Genomic DNA, 17,876 nt, shown 5'->3' with positions numbered 1-17,876 from the left:
TCCCCGCATCAGCGGGGATTTTTTTGCCCGTACGCCGGGTAAGCGTCAGCGCTACCCGGCACAGGGGTTACTGCAGGTCAAACCGGTCCAGATCCATCACCTTCGCCCATGCTGCAACGAAGTCGCGAACAAACTTCTCATGCGCATCATCACTGGCATAAACCTCTGCCAGCGCGCGCAGAACGGCGTTAGAACCGAAGACCAGATCGGCGCGGGTGGCGGTGTATTTCACTTCACCGCTGGCGCGATCGCTTCCGGCAAACAGTTCATTAGATTCGTCGGTCGCCTTCCACTGGGTGTTCATGTCCAGCAGGTTCACGAAGAAATCGTTGCTCAGCACGCCCTCGCGGTCGGTGAACACGCCATTCTTGCTGCCATCAAAGTTGGCACCCAGCACGCGCAGGCCACCGATCAGCACCGTCAGCTCAGGCGCGGTCAGCGTCAGCTGCTGGGCTTTATCAATCAGCAGTGACTCTGTCGTGGACACATCCACCTGCGCACGGTAGTTGCGGAAGCCGTCGGCAATCGGTTCGAGCAGGTTAAACATCTCGATATCCGTCTGATCCTGACGCGCATCGACGCGGCCCGGGGTGAACGGAACGTTGACGTAAACGCCTGCCGCTTTCGCCGCCTGCTCAACGCCCACCACGCCCGCCAGCACGATGATATCCGCCAGAGAGGCTTTGTTGGTGGTGCGCTGGATAGCTTCCAGAGCCGGCAACGCGCGAACCGCTGCGGCGTTCACATCCCAGTCGCGCTGAGGGGCCAGCGCCAGACGCGCGCCGTTGGCGCCACCGCGCTTGTCGCCGCCGCGGAAGGTTGAAGCTGACGCCCAGGCAACGGAAATCAGTTCGCTCACGGAGAGGCCAGAGGCAGCGATTTCCGCCTTCAGGCTTTCAATGTCTTCTTTCGACGGATTGAACACCGCCTGCGGCAGCGGGTCCTGCCAGATCAGATCTTCTTTCGGCACTTCCGGGCCAAGGTAACGCGATTTTGGCCCCATATCGCGGTGGGTCAGCTTGTACCACGCGCGCGCGAAGGCTTCGTTGAAGGCCTGCGGATCGTTCAGGAAACGGCGGGAAATTTTCTCGAATTCCGGGTCAAAACGCAGCGTCAGGTCGGTGACCAGCATGGTAGGTTTGCGTTTTTTCGACGGGTCGAACGGGTCAGGCATGATTTCCGGCGCATCCACGGCTTCAAACTGAATCGCTCCCGCCGGGCTGCGGGTCTGCACCCATTCGTATTTGAACAGGTTCTCGAAGAAGTAGTTGCTCCACTGGGTCGGGGTTTGCGACCAGATGACTTCCAGACCGGAGGTAATGGCATCTGCGCCAACGCCCGTGCCGTGCGTGCTGGCCCAGCCCAGGCCCTGCGCTTCAATCGGCGAGGCTTCCGGGTCGGTGCCGACGTGCGTGGCTTCACCCGCGCCGTGGGTTTTGCCGAGGGTGTGGCCGCCCGCGATCAGCGCAACGGTCTCTTCGTCGTTCATCCCCATGTTGCCGAAGGTCGCGCGAATTGCCGCCGCAGCAGACAGAGGTTCACCGCTGGCGTTTGGCCCTTCCGGGTTAACGTAGATCAGGCCCATTTCGGTGGCGGCCAGAGGACGCTTGGCCAGCGCTTCCGGGTCACGGTGGGTCAGCCAGGCTTTTTCATCACCCCAGTTCACGTCCAGGTCTGGTTCCCAGACGTCTTCACGCCCGGCACCAAAACCAAACGTACGGAAGCCGGAGTTCTCCAGCGCCACGTTACCCGCGAGGATAAACAGGTCGGCCCAGGAAATTTTTTGTCCGTATTTTTGCTTGATGGGCCACAGCAGACGGCGCGCCTTATCCAGGCTCACGTTATCCGGCCAGGAGTTCAGCGGCGCAAAGCGCTGTTGACCGCGTCCGGCACCGCCGCGTCCGTCAACGGAGCGATAGGTACCCGCGCCGTGCCAGGCCATACGGATAAACAGGCCCGCATAGCTGCCCCAGTCGGCAGGCCACCACGGTTGAGAGTCGGTTAAAAGGGCTTTAAGGTCGCCTTTAAGGGCGGAGTAATCAAGTTTGCTGAATTCTTTGCGGTAGTCGAAGTCTTCACCCAGCGGGTTCGAACGATTGGAATGTTGATTAAGAAGATCGATGCGGAGTTGTTTTGGCCACCAGTCGCGGCTGCCTGTACCTGCCCCCGCGCTGTGATCGACGCCGCCCTGGTGGAACGGGCATTTGCCGACCGATGCCGCTTTATTGGTCTCGTCTGACGTGCTCATCGCTATGCTCCCTTTTACAGTGTTACCGTTACGATATACACCACTAGCAATAAGTTATAGTTGAATTAATCCACAGATTCGATAGCTAATACCTTTTAACTATTCGCGTGACAAAAAAGCCCTCGTAAAACGAGGGCTTTGTGCTTATTACGCTGGACGAACGCCCAGCGTATGGCAAATGGCGTAGCTCATCTCCGCGCGGTTCAGCGTATAGAAGTGGAAATCTTTCACCCCTTCACGGCTTAAAATTTTCACCATGTCCATCGCGATATTGGCCCCCACCAGCTTGCGGGTTTCTGGATCATCGTCCAGCCCTTCGTACATTTTGGACATCCACAGCGGAATGCGAACATTGGTCATATCAGCAAACTTCTTCGCCTGTTTGAAGTTAGAGACCGGCAGAATACCCGGAATAATTTCAACGTCGATGCCCGCGGAGACGCAGCGGTCACGGAAACGCAGGTAGCTTTCCACATCAAAGAAGAACTGGGTAATGGCGCGGTTCGCGCCGGCGTCCACTTTACGCTTCAGGTTAAGCAGATCGGCCTGGGCGCTTTTCGCTTCCGGATGCACCTCAGGATAAGCGGCAACGGAGATATCAAAGTCAGCCACGTCTTTCAGCAGCGCGACCAGATCGGCGGCATACATGTCCGGCTTACCGATGCCCGGCGGCAGGTCACCGCGCAGTGCGACGATATGACGAATGCCGTTATTCCAGTAATCCTGGGCGATGGCCCGTAACTCGTCGCGGGTCGCGTCGATACAGGTGAGATGCGGCGCCGCTTCCAGACCGGTACGATCTTTGATGCCTTTAATGATGCTGTGCGTCCGGTCACGCTCGCCGGAGTTAGCGCCGTAAGTCACGGAGACGAACTTCGGCTTCAGGCTGCTAAGACGATCGATAGAGCTCCACAGGGTTTGCTCCATTTCACTGGTGCGCGGCGGGAAAAATTCAAAAGAGACGTTAATCTGGCCGTTTACTTCGGCCAGGCTCTGATTCAGTGCTTCCCGCTGGTTGGCGTGAAAAAAGCTCATACCTTACCTCTATCAATCGCATGTCGTTATTTGTTGTGTTGTGAACTTCTATACGTTTAGACGTCCAGATGTAAAAATGACGGAAAAGCGGAGGGACGTCAACATAAATAATCAACAATAACGGTGAGGTTTGCTCAGGAAAGATGAAGAAAGTTCATGATGGGTGGTAGGGAGTGAGACATCGCCTCCCCAGGACCGTACACCCCTTTGGGTAAAGGGGAAAAAACCGCATCGCGCAGTCCTCTCCCCTATGGGATGTACGGTGCGGTTTTAATGCCAGCAGAAGTGATGCACAACCTGGGTAATCAGTTCGCGGGTTGGCTTGATGAAGCGGGTTTCCAGATATTCATCCGGCTGGTGCGCCTGGTTGATGGAGCCGGGGCCCAGGACCAGCGTAGGGCAAAGCGTCTGAATAAACGGCGCTTCGGTGCAGTAGTTCACCACGTCGGTTTTCTCACCGAGCAGCTTTTCCACCACCTCAACCAGCTGATGGTCCGGCGGGCATTCGTAACCCGGGATCGGCGGATGCAGTTCGGAGACCGTCAGGCGGCCCGGCCAGCGCTCGCTCACCGGAGCCAGCGCTTCATTCAGCAGGCCGTCGAGATCGCTGAGGGTCATGCCCGGCAGCGGGCGAATGTCCATATGCAGTTCGCAGCAGGCGCAGATGCGGTTCGAGGCATCGCCGCCGTGCAGGCTGCCGAGGTTCAGGGTCGGATACGGCACGGTGAACGCGTCGTAGTGGTAGCGCTCTTTCAGATCGTCGCGCAGGGTCATGATACGGCCGATGGCGTCATGCATCAGCTCAATGGCGTTCACGCCGCGCGCCGGATCGCTGGAGTGGCCGGACTGGCCCAGCACGCGCACGGCCGTAGAAATATGGCCTTTGTGCGCGCGGATCGGCTGCAGAGAAGTCGGCTCGCCGATGATCGCGCAGTCCGGGCGAATCGACGTGTTTTCAGAGAAGTAGCGCGCGCCCGCCATGCTGGTTTCTTCATCGGCGGTCGCCAGAATGTAGAGCGGTTTTTTAAGGTTCGTCACGTCCACGTCACGCAGCGCGTCGAGGATAAAGGCGAAGAAGCCTTTCATGTCGGCGGTGCCGAGACCATAGAGCTTGTTGTCGTGCTCGGTCAGGGTGAACGGATCGCGCGTCCAGCGGCCGTCGTCAAACGGCACCGTATCGGTATGACCGGCCAGCAGCAGGCCGCCCGCACCGGTTCCGGTGCTGGCGAGCAGGTTAAATTTGTGGCGTGTTCCGGGAACGGGCTGAACCTCAACGTTAAACCCAAGATCGCTAAACCAACCCGCCAGCAGATTGATTAAAGACTCATTGCTCTGATCCAGCGCTTCTTCCGTTGCGCTGATGGACGGTGTGGCAATCAGGGCGCGGTAGATCTCGATAAATGGCGGTAAGTTCATTTTCATTGTTGACACACCTTAGGTCGTGATAGTATCAATATTCATGCAATAAATGTGAATAAAAATACACTAACGTTGAGCATAAAGGAACCCGATGTTGAATACGCTGATTGTAGGCGCTAGCGGTTATGCGGGCGCAGAGCTTGTAAGCTACGTGAATCGCCATCCACATATGACCATAACCGCTTTGACCGTGTCAGCGCAAAGCAATGATGCAGGAAAGTTAATTTCCGATTTGCATCCGCAGCTCAAGGGCATTGTCGATCTGCCGCTGCAGCCCATGTCTGACATCAGCGAGTTTACCGACGGCGTCGACGTGGTGTTTTTAGCCACCGCGCACGAGGTCAGCCACGACCTGGCGCCGCAGTTCCTGGCGGCCGGCTGCGTGGTCTTCGACCTTTCCGGCGCGTTCCGCGTGAACGACGGTGCGTTTTACGAAAAATATTACGGCTTCACCCATCAGCATCCGGATCTGCTGGAAAAAGCGGTGTACGGCCTGGCGGAGTGGAGCGCAGACAAACTGAAAGAAGCGGACCTGATTGCCGTTCCGGGCTGCTACCCGACGGCGGCGCAGCTTTCCCTGAAGCCGCTGATCGACGCGGGCCTGCTGGATCTGAGCCAGTGGCCGGTGATCAACGCCACCAGCGGCGTGAGCGGCGCAGGCCGCAAGGCGGCTATCTCCAACAGCTTCTGCGAAGTGAGCCTTCAGCCGTATGGCGTGTTTAATCACCGTCATCACCCTGAAATCACGACGCATCTGGGCGCGGACGTCATTTTCACCCCGCACCTGGGTAGCTTCCCGCGCGGGATCCTCGAAACCATTACCTGCCGCCTGAAACCGGGCGTGACCAAAGAGCAGGTGAACGAGGCCTTCACGCAGGCATATGCGGACAAACCGCTGGTGCGCCTGTACGACAAAGGCGTGCCGGCGCTGAAAAACGTGGTCGGTCTGCCGTTCTGCGATATCGGCTTTGCCGTTCAGGGTGAGCATCTCATCGTGGTGGCCGCAGAAGATAACTTACTGAAAGGCGCTGCCGCACAGGCAATGCAGTGTGCAAATATTCGTTTCGGCTTCCCTGAAACGCAGGCTCTTATTTAAGGTGTGATGATGAACCCATTAATTATCAAACTCGGTGGTGTACTGCTGGACAGCGAAGAAGCGCTGGAGCGTCTGTTTACCGCGCTGGTGAACTATCGCGAATCACACCAGCGTCCGCTGGTGATTGTGCACGGCGGCGGCTGCGTGGTGGACGAGCTGATGAAAGGGCTCAACCTGCCGGTGAAAAAGAAGAACGGCCTGCGCGTCACGCCTGCTGACCAGATTGACATCATTACCGGCGCGCTGGCGGGCACGGCGAACAAAACGCTGCTGGCGTGGGCGAAGAAACACCACATCTCGTCCGTTGGCCTCTATCTGGGCGATGGCGACAGCGTAAAAGTGACCCAGCTCGACGAAGAGCTCGGCCACGTTGGACTGGCGCAGCCAGGTTCGCCTAAGCTGATTAACACGCTGCTGGAAGGGGGTTTCCTGCCGGTGGTGAGCTCTATCGGCGTGACCGAAGAGGGCGAGCTGATGAACGTCAACGCTGACCAGGCGGCGACGGCACTCGCGGCAACGCTGGGCGCGGATCTGATCCTGCTCTCCGACGTGAGCGGCATTCTGGACGGCAAAGGCCAGCGCATTGCGGAAATGACGGCTGAGAAAGCCGAGCAGCTGATTGCTCAGGGTATTATTACCGACGGCATGATCGTCAAAGTGAACGCCGCGCTGGATGCCGCACGCACGCTGGGCCGTCCGGTGGATATCGCCTCCTGGCGTCACGCGGAACAACTGCCGGCGCTGTTTAACGGCACGCCGATTGGCACGCGTATTTTAGCGTAAGTTTTTATTGAATGACCGTAGGCCGGGTAAGCGAAGCGCCACCCGGCAGAACTAACGAATAAAGGAATCATGTTATGGCACTTTGGGGTGGGCGTTTTACACAGGCAGCGGATCAGCGGTTCAAACAGTTCAACGACTCTTTGCGCTTCGACTACCGCCTGGCCGAACAGGATATTGTCGGCTCTGTGGCCTGGTCCAAAGCGCTGGTGACGGTGGGCGTACTGACCGCAGACGAACAATTACGGCTGGAAGAGGCGCTGAACAATCTGCTGGAAGAGGTACGTCTTAATCCGCAGCAGATCCTCGAAAGCGATGCTGAAGATATTCACAGCTGGGTGGAAGGCAAGCTTATCGACAAAGTCGGCCAGCTGGGTAAAAAGCTGCATACCGGCCGCAGCCGTAACGACCAGGTCGCCACCGATCTGAAGCTGTGGTGTAAAGATACCGTTGGCGAACTGCTGGCGGCTAACCGTCAGCTGCAGAGCGCGCTGGTCGAGACCGCGCAGAACAACCAGGACGCGGTGATGCCGGGTTATACCCACCTGCAGCGCGCGCAGCCGGTGACCTTCGCACACTGGTGTCTGGCCTACGTCGAGATGCTGGCGCGTGACGAAAGCCGTCTTCAGGATACCCTGAAACGTCTGGACGTCAGCCCGCTGGGCAGCGGCGCGCTGGCCGGTACGGCGTATGAAATCGACCGTGAGCAGCTGGCAGGCTGGCTGGGCTTTGCCTCCGCCACCCGTAACAGCCTGGACAGCGTGTCCGACCGCGACCACGTGCTGGAGCTGCTATCCAATGCGTCTATCGGAATGGTGCACCTTTCGCGCTTTGCCGAAGACCTGATCTTCTTTAACTCTGGCGAAGCGGGCTTCGTCGAGCTGTCTGACCGCGTGACCTCAGGCTCATCCCTCATGCCGCAGAAGAAAAACCCGGACGCGCTTGAGCTGATCCGCGGCAAATGTGGCCGCGTGCAGGGCGCGCTGACCGGCATGATGATGACCCTGAAAGGGCTGCCGCTGGCGTACAACAAAGACATGCAGGAAGACAAGGAAGGGCTGTTCGACGCGCTCGACACCTGGCTGGACTGTTTGCACATGGGCGCGCTGGTGCTGGACGGCATTCAGGTGAAACGTCCGCGCTGTCAGGAAGCGGCGCAGCAGGGCTATGCGAACTCTACCGAACTGGCAGATTATCTGGTGGCGAAAGGCGTACCGTTCCGTGAAGCGCACCATATTGTGGGTGAAGCGGTGGTGGAAGCCATTCGTCAGGGTAAACCGCTGGAAGATCTGCCGCTGGCCGACCTGCAGAAGTTCAGCGCGGTTATCGGGGATGATGTGTATCCGATCCTTGCGCTGCAGTCCTGTCTGGATAAACGTGCCGCGAAAGGCGGCGTGTCGCCTAAGCAGGTGGCGCAGGCGATAGCGGATGCGAAAAACCGGTTGGTTTAATCTGTCCTGACAGGTGCCCTCTCCCACTGTACGGTCCGGGGAGAGGGCCAGGGTGAGGAGTTACAGCAGCTTAGCCAGACGGTTGATGTCGGACTGAATGGCTCCAGCGGTGACATCGCGCCCCGCGCCCGGACCACGGATCACCAGCGGGTTATCGCGATACCAGCGGCTTTCGATGGCGAAGACGTTATCGCACGGCAGCAGCGCCGCCAGCGGATGTTCAGGACGCACCGCCTCGACGCCGACTCGCGCTTTTCCGTTGGCCTCGAAACGCGCCACGTAGCGCAGCACCAGCCCCATCTCGTTCGCCGCCTCCAGACGCTGTACCATCTGCTCGTTAAGCTCTTCACCATTTTCAAAGAAATGATCCACAGAACCTTCTTCACAGCCGGCAGGCACCAGCGATTCGACGCGTACGGCATCCGGTTCGATATCGTAACCGGCCTCACGCGCCAGGATCACCAGCTTACGCATCACGTCTTTACCGGAAAGGTCAACGCGCGGATCGGGCTCGGTTAAGCCCTGCTGCCACGCCTGATCCACCAGGTCGGTGAAGGGTACGGTGCCGTCAAACTGCAGGAACAGCCAGGAGAGCGTGCCGGAGAAGATACCGCTCAGCGCCAGAATGCTGTCGCCGCTTTCAATCAGGTCACGCACGGTGTGGTTAACCGGCAGGCCAGCCCCAACGGTGGCGTTATAAAGCCAGTGGCGCCCCGTTTTTTCAAACGCATCGTGGATCTGGCGGTATTTATCGGTACTGCTCGCCCCCGCCAGCTTGTTCGCACTAATAACGTGGAAACCGTGGCTGGCGAAATCCAGATACTGATCCGCAAGCTGTTCGCTGGCGGTAACGTCCAGCACCACCAGATCGTCATACGGGTGCGCGCGCATCCACAGGAACAGCGACTCTTCATCCTGCTCTACGGCTTCATCATTAAAGAAGGCAAGCGCGCGGCTGGCGTCCAGCCCTTCGTAGTTCAGCAGGCTGCGGCGGCTGTCCACCACGCCCGCAAGAACGAATTCGAATCCGGTACGCGCCGAGAGCGTCACCTGTTCGCGGGCAAACAGCTCCAGCCAGCGGGAACCGATGTTGCCTTTCCCGAACAGCACCAGACCGATGCGCTTTTCCGCGCGGAACAGAGAGGTGTGCAGGCCCTGGATCAGGCTCTCGGTTGGCCCTTTACGCAGAACGGCGACCAGGCTGATGCCCTCCTCCGACTGCCAGGTGAACTCCACCGGCTGGCCTTTCAGCTGCTGCCAGAAGCGGTGGCAGTGCAGCGGGTTACGGGTGACGCCCGCGCCCACCATCGCCACCAGCGCCAGCCCCTGACGCAGGCGAAGCTCGCCCGGCAGGCCAGCTTCATCCAGAATTTTCAGCGCGCTGTCCGCCACTTCAGCGGTGTAGCAGAACTGCAGCAGTTGACGATCGTTATGCACGCCAACGGCCAACGGACGCACCTGGGCGCGTTTAAGGATCGTGTCGATATCTTTATGCGCCAGCTTGAAGTCCTGGCCTGCAGGCACCTGGAACTCAATCAGGCAGATGTCGTCGTGGCTGGTGACAATACGCGCCCCGGTACCGGACGCCAGCACGCGCTCAATGCGCGTGGAGCCTTGATCCGGAGTGTAACTGCAGCGCAGCTGGAGGTCGATATCGCTGCCGGAAACCGGCTGCAGCGTGCGCGCGTGCAGCACTGNGTAACTGCAGCGCAGCTGGAGGTCGATATCGCTGCCGGAAACCGGCTGCAGCGTGCGCGCGTGCAGCACTGGCGCGGCCAGACGCGCCAGCTCGCTGGCTTCGTCGAGACGCAGCAGCGGCAGCAGGCAGGCATCTTTTACTTTGCGCGGATCCGCGCTGTACACACCGGCCACGTCGCTCCAGATGGTGACGCGGGAGACGCCCGCCAGCGCGCCAATCTGCGTTGCCGAGTAGTCGGAGCCGTTACGGCCCAGCAGCACGGTTTCGCCCGCGTTGCTGCGGCTGATAAAGCCGGTGACGACAATACGTTTGCCCGGGTGCTGCACCAGCAGCTGTTGCAGCAGCGGGTAGGACAACCCTTCATCCACCTGTGGCTGCGCGGCGCGTTCGGCGCGCAGAAAATCACGCGCGTCGAGCCAGGCCGCTTCCACGCCCAGGTGCTGCAGCACGGCGGCCATCAGGCGCGCGGACCACACTTCACCGTGGCCCACCACTTCGGCATACACCGCGTCGGTAATCCCGCTGTCCAGCAGGGCAGCCAGACGCTCAAGGTCATGCGTGAAGGCGCCGATCAGCCCGTCCGCCACGTCCGCAGGCAGCAGGCCGGCAATCAGCTCGCTCTGGTAGCGGCGTAAGGACTGTTGCACCTGATGCGCAGAAAGGCGATCGGTCTGGCTCAGTTTCAGCCAGCTAATCAACTGGTTGGTGGTGCTGCCCGCCGCCGAGACAACCATCATGTCACCCGGCTGTGAATATTCCGTCATGATGCCTGCAACGCGCAGGTAACATTTCACATCAGCAAGACTACTACCACCAAACTTGTGCAGCTGACGACCCTTCGCCCCTGCCTGCGCTATCACACTCATGATTACCCCTTGGCTGCGACCCGGAAGCCATTTTCCAGATCGGCAATTAAATCTTCAGAATCTTCAATGCCGGTTGAGATACGCAGCAGCGTCTCGGAAATTCCGGCGGCGGCACGAGCTTCCGGTGCCATACCTGCGTGCGTCATGGTCGCGGCGTGGGAGATCAAGCTTTCAACCCCACCTAAGGATTCCGCCAGCGTAAACAATGACAACCCGCTCAGGAAGCGACGCAGCGTTTGCTCGTCACCGTCCAGTTCAAAACTTAACATCGCGCCAAACCCTTTCTGCTGACGCGCGGCAATCTCGTGCCCCTGATTTTCCGGCAGCGACGGGTGATAGAGCTTCTTCACCAGCGGCTGGGTTTTCAGGAAATCGACAATCGCCTGGGCATTGCGCTGCGCCACGTCCATGCGCGGCGACAGCGTGCGGATGCCGCGCAACAGCAGATAGCTGTCGAAGGCCCCCGCGGTGACGCCAATATTATTGGCCCACCATGCCAGTTCGGTGACAACGTCGGGATCTTTAGCAATCACCACGCCCGCCACCACATCAGAATGGCCGTTCAGATATTTAGTGCATGAATGCAATACCAGATCGGCACCCAGTGCGAGCGGGTTCTGAAGGGCCGGACTGAGGAACGTATTATCCACTACACTTATCGCTCCCGCATCCCTTGCGAGCTGACAAATTTTCGCAATATCGACAACGCGCAACAATGGATTGCTTGGACTTTCCACCAGAACCAGCTTCGGTCTCTCTGCCAGGGCCTGTTTCAGCGCTTGTTCGTCGTTTTGATCGACAAACAGCACGCGATAGCAGCCGCGTTTCGCCAGGCTGTCAAACAGGCGATAGCTGCCGCCGTAGCAGTCGTGCGGCGCAACCAGCAGATCGCCCGGTTTCAGGAACACCGTGGTCACCAGATGAATGGCGGACATCCCCGTATTGGTTAATACTGCACCTGCGCCACCTTCCAGCTCGGCCAGCGCGCGCTGGGTCACGTCACGCGTAGGGTTGCCACGACGCGAATAATCATGCGCGCGGGGTTCATTAAATCCGGTGAAGTTATAGGTACTGGAAAGATGAATCGGCGGGACAACGCAGCCGTACTGCTCGTCATCATTTAATCCGCTACGCACTGCAATAGTGGCCTGTTTACGCGTCATGGTGAGGGCTTCCTGGCGAATGAGGTGAAAAGTCAGGCACCAGAGTAAACATTGAAAGTATGGACGTCAATACATCTGGACATCTAAACTTCTTTGCGTATAGATTGAGCAATGCGCAAATAGCCGTTAAAATTATATGCTTTAGTGCACGCTGCAGCGGCAATATCCGTGCCACGGTATCGTCTCTACGGTAAACTAGACAAGATTGCGGTTCAAAACGGGTGGTTACAGGTTTTGCACCTTTAAATAAATGACTGAGAGGATTAAAGGTATCTCATGGCTGAATGGAGCGGCGAATATATCAGCCCATACGCTGAGCACGGTAAGAAGAGTGAGCAAGTAAAGAAAATTACGGTTTCCATTCCTCTGAAGGTGTTGAAGATCCTCACCGATGAACGTACGCGTCGTCAGGTGAACAACCTGCGCCACGCGACCAACAGCGAACTGCTGTGCGAAGCGTTTCTGCATGCGTTTACCGGTCAACCGTTGCCGAACGATGAAGATCTGCGCAAAGAGCGCAGTGATGAAATCCCGGAAGAGGCGAAGGTGATCATGCGTGAACTGGGTATTGACCCGGATACGTGGGAATACTGAGAAGCGGATACAAAAAAGGCACCTTGCGGTGCCTTTTTTTCGGGAAACTTATTTAGCGCCCGGGATGCTGAAACGCTTGTTGAAGCGGTCAACACGACCACCGGTTGCAACGTCACGCTGCTTACCAGTGTAGAACGGGTGGCATTTGCCGCACACGTCCAGGTTCAGATCGTGACCCACGGTAGAGCGGATCTGGATAGAGTTACCGCAAGAACAGTTTGCAGTAATCATTTCGTATTTCGGGTGAATATCTTTTTTCATGGGAGAACCTCAGTTAAGGCCGCGTCGCTCTTCCAGCCCTAACGCCAGACACCACGCGATGTTGATTGTAAGTTCTTTGGCGTAAAGTACACCAAAGGCGGCGAATCATACAGAATTTGACCAACGTATGCAAACTGATCCGCACGCCGCTTTTACTAATGTGTATACTAACGCGCCACTTTTCAAGTCAGGAAGATTCGATGCCCGTCGCTCACGTTGCCCTGCCCGTTCCGCTTCCCCGCACCTTTGACTACCTGCTGCCCGACAGCATGAGCGCCAAAGCGGGCTGCCGCGTGACCGTGCCGTTTGGCAAACAGCAGCGCGTGGGGATCGTCGTCTCCGTCAGCGATAAAAGCGAATTGCCGCTTAACGAGCTGAAGTCGGTCGTTGAGGTGCTGGACAGCGAGCCGGTTTACTCTACCAGCACCTGGCGACTGCTGCTGTGGGCGGCGGATTATTATCATCACCCGATTGGCGACGTGCTGTTCCACGCCCTGCCAATTATGCTGCGTCAGGGCAAGAGCGCCAGCCATGCGCCGATGTGGTACTGGTTTGCCACCGAGCAGGGCCAGGCGGTGGATATCAACAGCCTGAAGCGATCGCAGAAACAGCAGCAGGCGCTGGCGGCGCTGCGTCAGGGAAAAATCTGGCGACATCAGGTCGACGAGCTTGAGGTCAGCGAAACGGCGCTACAGGCCTTAAGAAAGAAAGGGCTGAGCGAACTGGCCAGCGAAGCCCCCGCTCTTTACGACTGGCGGGAGAGTTTCTCCGTTTCAGGGGATCGCCTGCGTCTGAATACCGAGCAGGCCACCGCCGTGGGCGCGATTCATAGCGCCTCCGATCATTTCTCTGCCTGGCTGCTGGCGGGGGTCACCGGTTCCGGCAAGACCGAAGTCTACCTGAGCGTGCTGGAAAACATGCTCGCGCAGGGCAAACAGGCGCTGGTGATGGTGCCGGAAATTGGCCTGACGCCGCAAACCATCGCCCGATTCCGCGAGCGCTTTAACGCGCCGGTTGAGGTGCTGCACTCCGGCCTGAACGACAGCGAACGCCTCAGCGCCTGGCTGAAAGCGAAAAACGGCGAAGCGGCGATTGTGATCGGCACCCGCTCGTCGCTGTTTACGCCGTTTAAAAATCTTGGCGTTATCGTGATCGACGAAGAGCACGACAGCTCCTATAAACAGCAGGAAGGCTGGCGCTATCACGCCCGCGACCTGGCGGTTTATCGCGCGCACAGTGAGCAAATTCCCATTATTCTCGGCTCCGCCACGCCGGCGCTCGAAACGCTGCACAACGTGCGCCAGCGTAAATACCATATGCTGCGCCTGACGCGTCGGGCGGGGAATGCCCGTCCGGCCATTCAGCACGTGCTGGATCTGAAAGGCCAGCAGGTTCAGGCCGGGCTTGCGCCGGCATTGATTACCCGCATGCGCCAGCACTTGCAGGCGGGGAACCAGGTCATTCTGTTTCTCAACCGCCGCGGATTTGCCCCCGCACTGCTGTGCCACGACTGCGGCTGGATTGCCGAGTGTCCGCGCTGCGACCACTACTACACCTTCCATCAGGCCCAGCGGCATTTGCGCTGCCACCACTGCGACAGCCAGCGCCCGGTGCCGCGCCAGTGCCCGTCATGTGGCTCAACGCATATCGTGCCGGTCGGTCTGGGGACGGAACAGCTGGAACAGGCGCTTAGCCCCTTCTTCCCGGACGTGCCGATTTCTCGTATCGACCGGGACACCACCAGCCGCAAGGGCGCGCTGGAACAGCAGCTGGCGGAAGTGCATCGCGGCGGCGCACGTATCCTGATTGGCACCCAGATGCTGGCCAAAGGCCACCACTTCCCGGACGTGACGCTGGTCGCCCTGCTGGACGTGGACGGCGCGCTGTTTTCGGCAGATTTCCGCTCAGCCGAGCGCTTCGCCCAGCTTTATACCCAGGTGGCAGGGCGTGCCGGTCGCGCCGGTAAACAGGGCGAAGTGGTGCTGCAAACGCACCACCCTGAGCATCCGCTGCTGCAAACCCTGCTGCATAAAGGCTATGACGCCTTTGCCGAGCAGGCGCTGGCCGAACGCCAGACCATGCAGCTGCCGCCGTGGACCAGCCACGTCATCATCCGCGCGGAAGATCACAACAACCAGCAGGCGCCGCTTTTCCTGCAGCAGCTGAGAAATCTCCTGCAGGCCAGCCCGCTGGTGGATAATCAGCTGTGGATCCTGGGCCCGGTGCCGGCACTCGCACCAAAGCGCGGCGGGCGTTTTCGCTGGCAAATCTTACTTCAGCACCCCTCGCGCATTCGTCTTCAGCACATCGTCAGCGGCACGCTGGCGCTCATCAACACGCTGCCGGAAGCGCGAAAAGTGAAGTGGGTACTGGACGTCGATCCCATCGAAGGCTGAAGACGGATCGAAAAATTTAACGCTCCTCACACTTTTTATGAAAATTCTGTAACCGATTCCATTAACTATCTGTAAAAATGGTGATGTCAGAAGTTCGGTGTTCAGGCGAGGAGAAGACGTTGAAGTCCAGGAAAGAGGTTGCACCGGCGACCATGAAAGACGTTGCCCAGAAAGCACAAGTCTCTACGGCAACCGTGTCCCGCGCATTAATGAACCCGGATAAAGTCTCCCAGGCGACCCGTAACCGGGTAGAGCAGGCTGCGCTTGAAGTGGGCTATTTCCCACAGGCGATGGGGCGTAACGTCAAACGCAATGAGTCGCGCACCATTCTGGTGATTGTGCCGGACATCTGTGACCCCTTCTTCAGCGAGATTATCCGCGGTATTGAAGTCACCGCAGCGGAACAGGGTTACCTGGTGCTGATTGGCGACTGTGCTCATCAGAACCAGCAGGAAAAAACCTTCATCGATCTCATTATCACCAAGCAGATCGACGGCATGCTGCTGCTTGGCTCTCGCCTGCCGTTTGATGCCAGCATTGAAGAGCAGCGTAATTTACCGCCGATGGTGATGGCCAACGAGTTTGCGCCGGAGCTGGAGCTGCCGACGGTCCACATTGATAACCTCACCGCCGCGTTCAACGCCGTAAACTATCTCCAGGAACTGGGGCACAAGCGCATTGGCTGTATTGCCGGGCCGGAAGAGATGCCGCTGTGTCACTATCGCTTACAGGGCTACGTTCAGGCGCTGCGCCGTACCGGCGTCACCGTCGATCCGCACTACATTGCGCGCGGTGACTTTACCTTCGCCGCGGGTGGACAAGCGCTGGAGAAACTTCTGGACCTGCCTGAACCGCCAACCGCCGTATTTTGTCACAGCGACGTGATGGCGCTGGGCGCATTATCGTACGCCAAACGCCGCGGCCTGCGGATACCGAAAGATTTATCGATCATCGGATTCGACAATATTTCGCTTTCAGAATTTTGCGATCCGCCGCTCTCAACGGTCGCTCAGCCGCGCTACCAAATCGGCCGCGAAGCGATGCTGCTTCTGCTGGATCAGCTTCACGGTCAAACAGTTAGCAGCGGCTCGCGGTTGCTGGACTGTGAACTGATTGTCCGCGGCACTACCCAGGCATTGACTTAAAGTAAACGTCTTTCGGATACCCTTATCTGGTCAAAGCCCCGCCGCTTAAGTAACATGGCGGACTGACGAACGAATAAATACAGCGAAACGATAGTGGCACAACGAGATTATGTACGTCGCGGCCAGCCGGCACCTTCGCGACGCAAAAAGAGTAGCTCAAGGAAAAAGCAACGTAACCTGCCTGCTGTCTCGCCAGCAATGGTCGCTATTGCTGCGGCTGTAGTCGTCGCCTTTATTGGTGGCCTGTACTTTATCACGCACCATAAAAAAGAAGAGTCTGAGGCGCTTCAGGCCAGTAAAGTTGCCGGAAACGGCCTTCCTCCGAAGCCTGAAGAGCGCTGGCGCTATATCAAAGAGCTGGAAAGCCGTCAGCCCGGGGTGCGTGCGCCAACCGAACCTTCTGCGGGTGGTGAAGTGCAGAATGCGAATCAGCTGACGGATGAACAGCGTCAGCTGCTGGCCCAAATGCAGGCCGATATGCGCCAGCAGCCTACGCAGCTGAACGAAGTACCGTGGAATGAGCAGACGCCGGCACAGCGCCAGCAAACGCTGCAGCGACGTCAGGCGCAACAGCAGATCCAGCAGCAACAACAGCAGCAGTGGGCGCAAACCCAGCCGGTGCAGCAGCCGAAAGCACAGCCCCGGGTAACGGAACAGCCATACCAACAGCAGACGCGTACGGCGCAGTCTCAGCCTGTCCAGCAGCAGCCGAAAACGCAGCCGCAGAAACAGGCGGCTCAGCCGTATCAGGATCTGCTCCAGACGCCAGCGCATACCACCGCGCAGCAGCCGAAAACGCAGCAGGCAGCGCCGGTGACCAAAGAGACCGAAGCGCCGAAGCAGACGGCAGAGAAAAAAGACGAGCGCCGCTGGATGGTACAGTGCGGTTCGTTCAAAGGCGCAGAGCAGGCGGAAACGGTGCGCGCGCAGCTGGCCTTTGAAGGGTTTGATTCGCGTATTACCACCAATAACGGCTGGAATCGCGTGGTGATTGGGCCGGTCAAAGGCAAAGAAAATGCCGATGGCACCATTTCGCGGTTGAAAATCGCCGGCCACACAAACTGCATTCGACTCGCTTCCGGGGGTTGAAACCCCCAAAATCCCCCCCATCTATCATTTAATTCAGCCCTGAGCACAGGCTCAGGGCTTCTGTTTCCCGATTCTGTAACCAGGGGGTCTGCTCGTGACAACAATAGTAAGTGTACGCCGTAACGGCCATGTGGTAATCGCCGGTGATGGCCAGGCCACGCTGGGTAATACCGTCATGAAAGGCAACGTGAAGAAAGTGCGCCGTCTCTACAACGACAAAGTGATCGCCGGTTTTGCTGGCGGCACGGCGGACGCCTTCACGCTGTTTGAACTGTTTGAACGCAAACTGGAAATGCACCAGGGTCATCTGGTGAAAGCTGCCGTTGAGCTGGCGAAAGACTGGCGTACCGACCGCATGCTGCGCAAGCTCGAAGCGCTGCTGGCCGTGGCCGATGAAACCGCCTCGCTGATCATCACCGGTAACGGTGACGTCATTCAGCCGGAAAATGACCTGATTGCCATCGGCTCCGGCGGCCCTTATGCCCAGGCTGCAGCCCGCGCGCTGTTGGAGAATACCGACATGAACGCGCGTGATATCGCGGTGAAGGCGTTGGATATTGCAGGCGATATCTGCATTTATACCAACCACAACCACACCATCGAAGAATTGACCTCCAAAGCGTAAGGATCTCCC

14 protein-coding genes are annotated in these 17,876 nt (G+C 58.4%); 8 read left to right on the top strand and 6 right to left on the bottom strand.

All coding sequences use genetic code 11. The features are described 5' to 3' along the window. Positions 1-67: 67 nt before the first annotated feature. The 3 genes from katG to argE form a co-directional block, all read right to left on the bottom strand. Positions 68-2,248 (bottom strand): catalase/peroxidase HPI, encoded by a 2,181-nt coding sequence (katG, locus tag SPG90_RS20605; protein WP_045404251.1) that lies wholly within the window; start codon positions 2,246-2,248, stop codon positions 68-70. A 147-nt stretch (positions 2,249-2,395) separates the two neighbouring features. Next, the gene (gene metF, locus SPG90_RS20600; RefSeq protein WP_248163055.1) at positions 2,396-3,283 is read right to left on the bottom strand and encodes a methylenetetrahydrofolate reductase; all 888 of its coding nucleotides are present in this window, start codon (positions 3,281-3,283) and stop codon (positions 2,396-2,398) included. 270 nt (positions 3,284-3,553) lie between these two features. After that, positions 3,554-4,705 (bottom strand): acetylornithine deacetylase, encoded by a 1,152-nt coding sequence (gene argE / locus SPG90_RS20595; RefSeq protein ID WP_045619686.1) that lies wholly within the window; start codon positions 4,703-4,705, stop codon positions 3,554-3,556. An 88-nt stretch (positions 4,706-4,793) separates the two neighbouring features. Between argE and argC the strand changes: the two genes are divergently transcribed. The 3 genes from argC to argH all read left to right on the top strand — a co-directional run bounded on the left by argC (position 4,794) and on the right by argH (position 8,029). Beyond that, a complete protein-coding gene (gene argC, locus SPG90_RS20590) occupies positions 4,794-5,798 on the top strand; it encodes an N-acetyl-gamma-glutamyl-phosphate reductase (RefSeq protein ID WP_047743344.1) in 1,005 nt (334 codons plus the stop codon). A gap of 6 nt (positions 5,799-5,804) precedes the next feature. Then, positions 5,805-6,581, top strand: coding sequence for an acetylglutamate kinase (argB, locus tag SPG90_RS20585; protein ID WP_100247348.1), 777 nt, complete (start codon positions 5,805-5,807; stop codon positions 6,579-6,581). Positions 6,582-6,655: 74 nt separating this feature from the next. Beyond that, positions 6,656-8,029: an argininosuccinate lyase gene (gene argH, locus SPG90_RS20580; protein ID WP_045404247.1), complete on the top strand. Its 1,374-nt coding sequence runs from the start codon at positions 6,656-6,658 to the stop codon at positions 8,027-8,029. A gap of 60 nt (positions 8,030-8,089) precedes the next feature. Here the strand turns inward: argH and SPG90_RS20575 are convergent, their stop codons facing one another. Further along, positions 8,090-10,594 (bottom strand): bifunctional aspartate kinase/homoserine dehydrogenase II, encoded by a 2,505-nt coding sequence (locus SPG90_RS20575; RefSeq protein ID WP_322408294.1) that lies wholly within the window; start codon positions 10,592-10,594, stop codon positions 8,090-8,092. Positions 10,595-10,596: 2 nt separating this feature from the next. Continuing rightward, positions 10,597-11,757, bottom strand: coding sequence for a cystathionine gamma-synthase (metB, locus tag SPG90_RS20570; RefSeq protein ID WP_126304437.1), 1,161 nt, complete (start codon positions 11,755-11,757; stop codon positions 10,597-10,599). Between the two features lie 276 nt (positions 11,758-12,033). On the opposite strand from metB, the gene metJ reads away from it, so the two are divergent. Continuing rightward, complete coding sequence (gene metJ / locus SPG90_RS20565; RefSeq protein WP_007369220.1) at positions 12,034-12,351, top strand: met regulon transcriptional regulator MetJ; 318 nt, start codon at positions 12,034-12,036, stop codon at positions 12,349-12,351. A 48-nt stretch (positions 12,352-12,399) separates the two neighbouring features. Here the strand turns inward: metJ and rpmE are convergent, their stop codons facing one another. Further along, positions 12,400-12,612, bottom strand: a complete 213-nt coding sequence (gene rpmE / locus SPG90_RS20560; RefSeq protein ID WP_003862040.1) for a 50S ribosomal protein L31 — start codon at positions 12,610-12,612, stop codon at positions 12,400-12,402. Between the two features lie 200 nt (positions 12,613-12,812). Between rpmE and priA the strand changes: the two genes are divergently transcribed. The 4 genes from priA to hslV all read left to right on the top strand — a co-directional run bounded on the left by priA (position 12,813) and on the right by hslV (position 17,867). Then, positions 12,813-15,008 (top strand): primosomal protein N', encoded by a 2,196-nt coding sequence (priA, locus tag SPG90_RS20555; protein ID WP_126304439.1) that lies wholly within the window; start codon positions 12,813-12,815, stop codon positions 15,006-15,008. Between the two features lie 119 nt (positions 15,009-15,127). Then, positions 15,128-16,153 carry a DNA-binding transcriptional regulator CytR gene (gene cytR / locus SPG90_RS20550; protein ID WP_023309683.1) on the top strand — a complete coding sequence of 342 codons (1,026 nt, stop codon included), beginning with the start codon at positions 15,128-15,130 and terminating at the stop codon, positions 16,151-16,153. Positions 16,154-16,246: 93 nt separating this feature from the next. Next, the gene (gene ftsN, locus SPG90_RS20545; RefSeq protein ID WP_039264217.1) at positions 16,247-17,242 is read left to right on the top strand and encodes a cell division protein FtsN; all 996 of its coding nucleotides are present in this window, start codon (positions 16,247-16,249) and stop codon (positions 17,240-17,242) included. A 94-nt stretch (positions 17,243-17,336) separates the two neighbouring features. Next, positions 17,337-17,867 (top strand): ATP-dependent protease subunit HslV, encoded by a 531-nt coding sequence (gene hslV, locus SPG90_RS20540; RefSeq protein ID WP_008501802.1) that lies wholly within the window; start codon positions 17,337-17,339, stop codon positions 17,865-17,867. Positions 17,868-17,876 lie beyond the last annotated feature (9 nt).

It is taken from the genome of Enterobacter sp. D2, assembly GCF_034427575.1.
In the GTDB taxonomy this organism is placed as follows: Bacteria; Pseudomonadota; Gammaproteobacteria; order Enterobacterales; family Enterobacteriaceae; genus Enterobacter; species Enterobacter cloacae_M.
The sequence above is the reverse complement of the archived record's forward strand: the minus strand, read 5'-3'. Positions and strand labels throughout refer to the sequence as shown.

What these genes read in the sequence shown, in the direction of transcription:
- katG (WP_045404251.1), bottom strand. Translation starts at nt 2,248, where the DNA reads ATGAGCACGTCAGACGAGACCAATAAAGCGGCATCGGTCGGCAAATGC.
- metF (WP_248163055.1), bottom strand. Translation starts at nt 3,283, where the DNA reads ATGAGCTTTTTTCACGCCAACCAGCGGGAAGCACTGAATCAGAGCCTG.
- argE (WP_045619686.1), bottom strand. Translation starts at nt 4,705, where the DNA reads ATGAAAATGAACTTACCGCCATTTATCGAGATCTACCGCGCCCTGATT.
- argC (WP_047743344.1), top strand. Translation starts at nt 4,794, where the DNA reads ATGTTGAATACGCTGATTGTAGGCGCTAGCGGTTATGCGGGCGCAGAG.
- argB (WP_100247348.1), top strand. Translation starts at nt 5,805, where the DNA reads ATGATGAACCCATTAATTATCAAACTCGGTGGTGTACTGCTGGACAGC.
- argH (WP_045404247.1), top strand. Translation starts at nt 6,656, where the DNA reads ATGGCACTTTGGGGTGGGCGTTTTACACAGGCAGCGGATCAGCGGTTC.
- metB (WP_126304437.1), bottom strand. Translation starts at nt 11,757, where the DNA reads ATGACGCGTAAACAGGCCACTATTGCAGTGCGTAGCGGATTAAATGAT.
- metJ (WP_007369220.1), top strand. Translation starts at nt 12,034, where the DNA reads ATGGCTGAATGGAGCGGCGAATATATCAGCCCATACGCTGAGCACGGT.
- rpmE (WP_003862040.1), bottom strand. Translation starts at nt 12,612, where the DNA reads ATGAAAAAAGATATTCACCCGAAATACGAAATGATTACTGCAAACTGT.
- priA (WP_126304439.1), top strand. Translation starts at nt 12,813, where the DNA reads ATGCCCGTCGCTCACGTTGCCCTGCCCGTTCCGCTTCCCCGCACCTTT.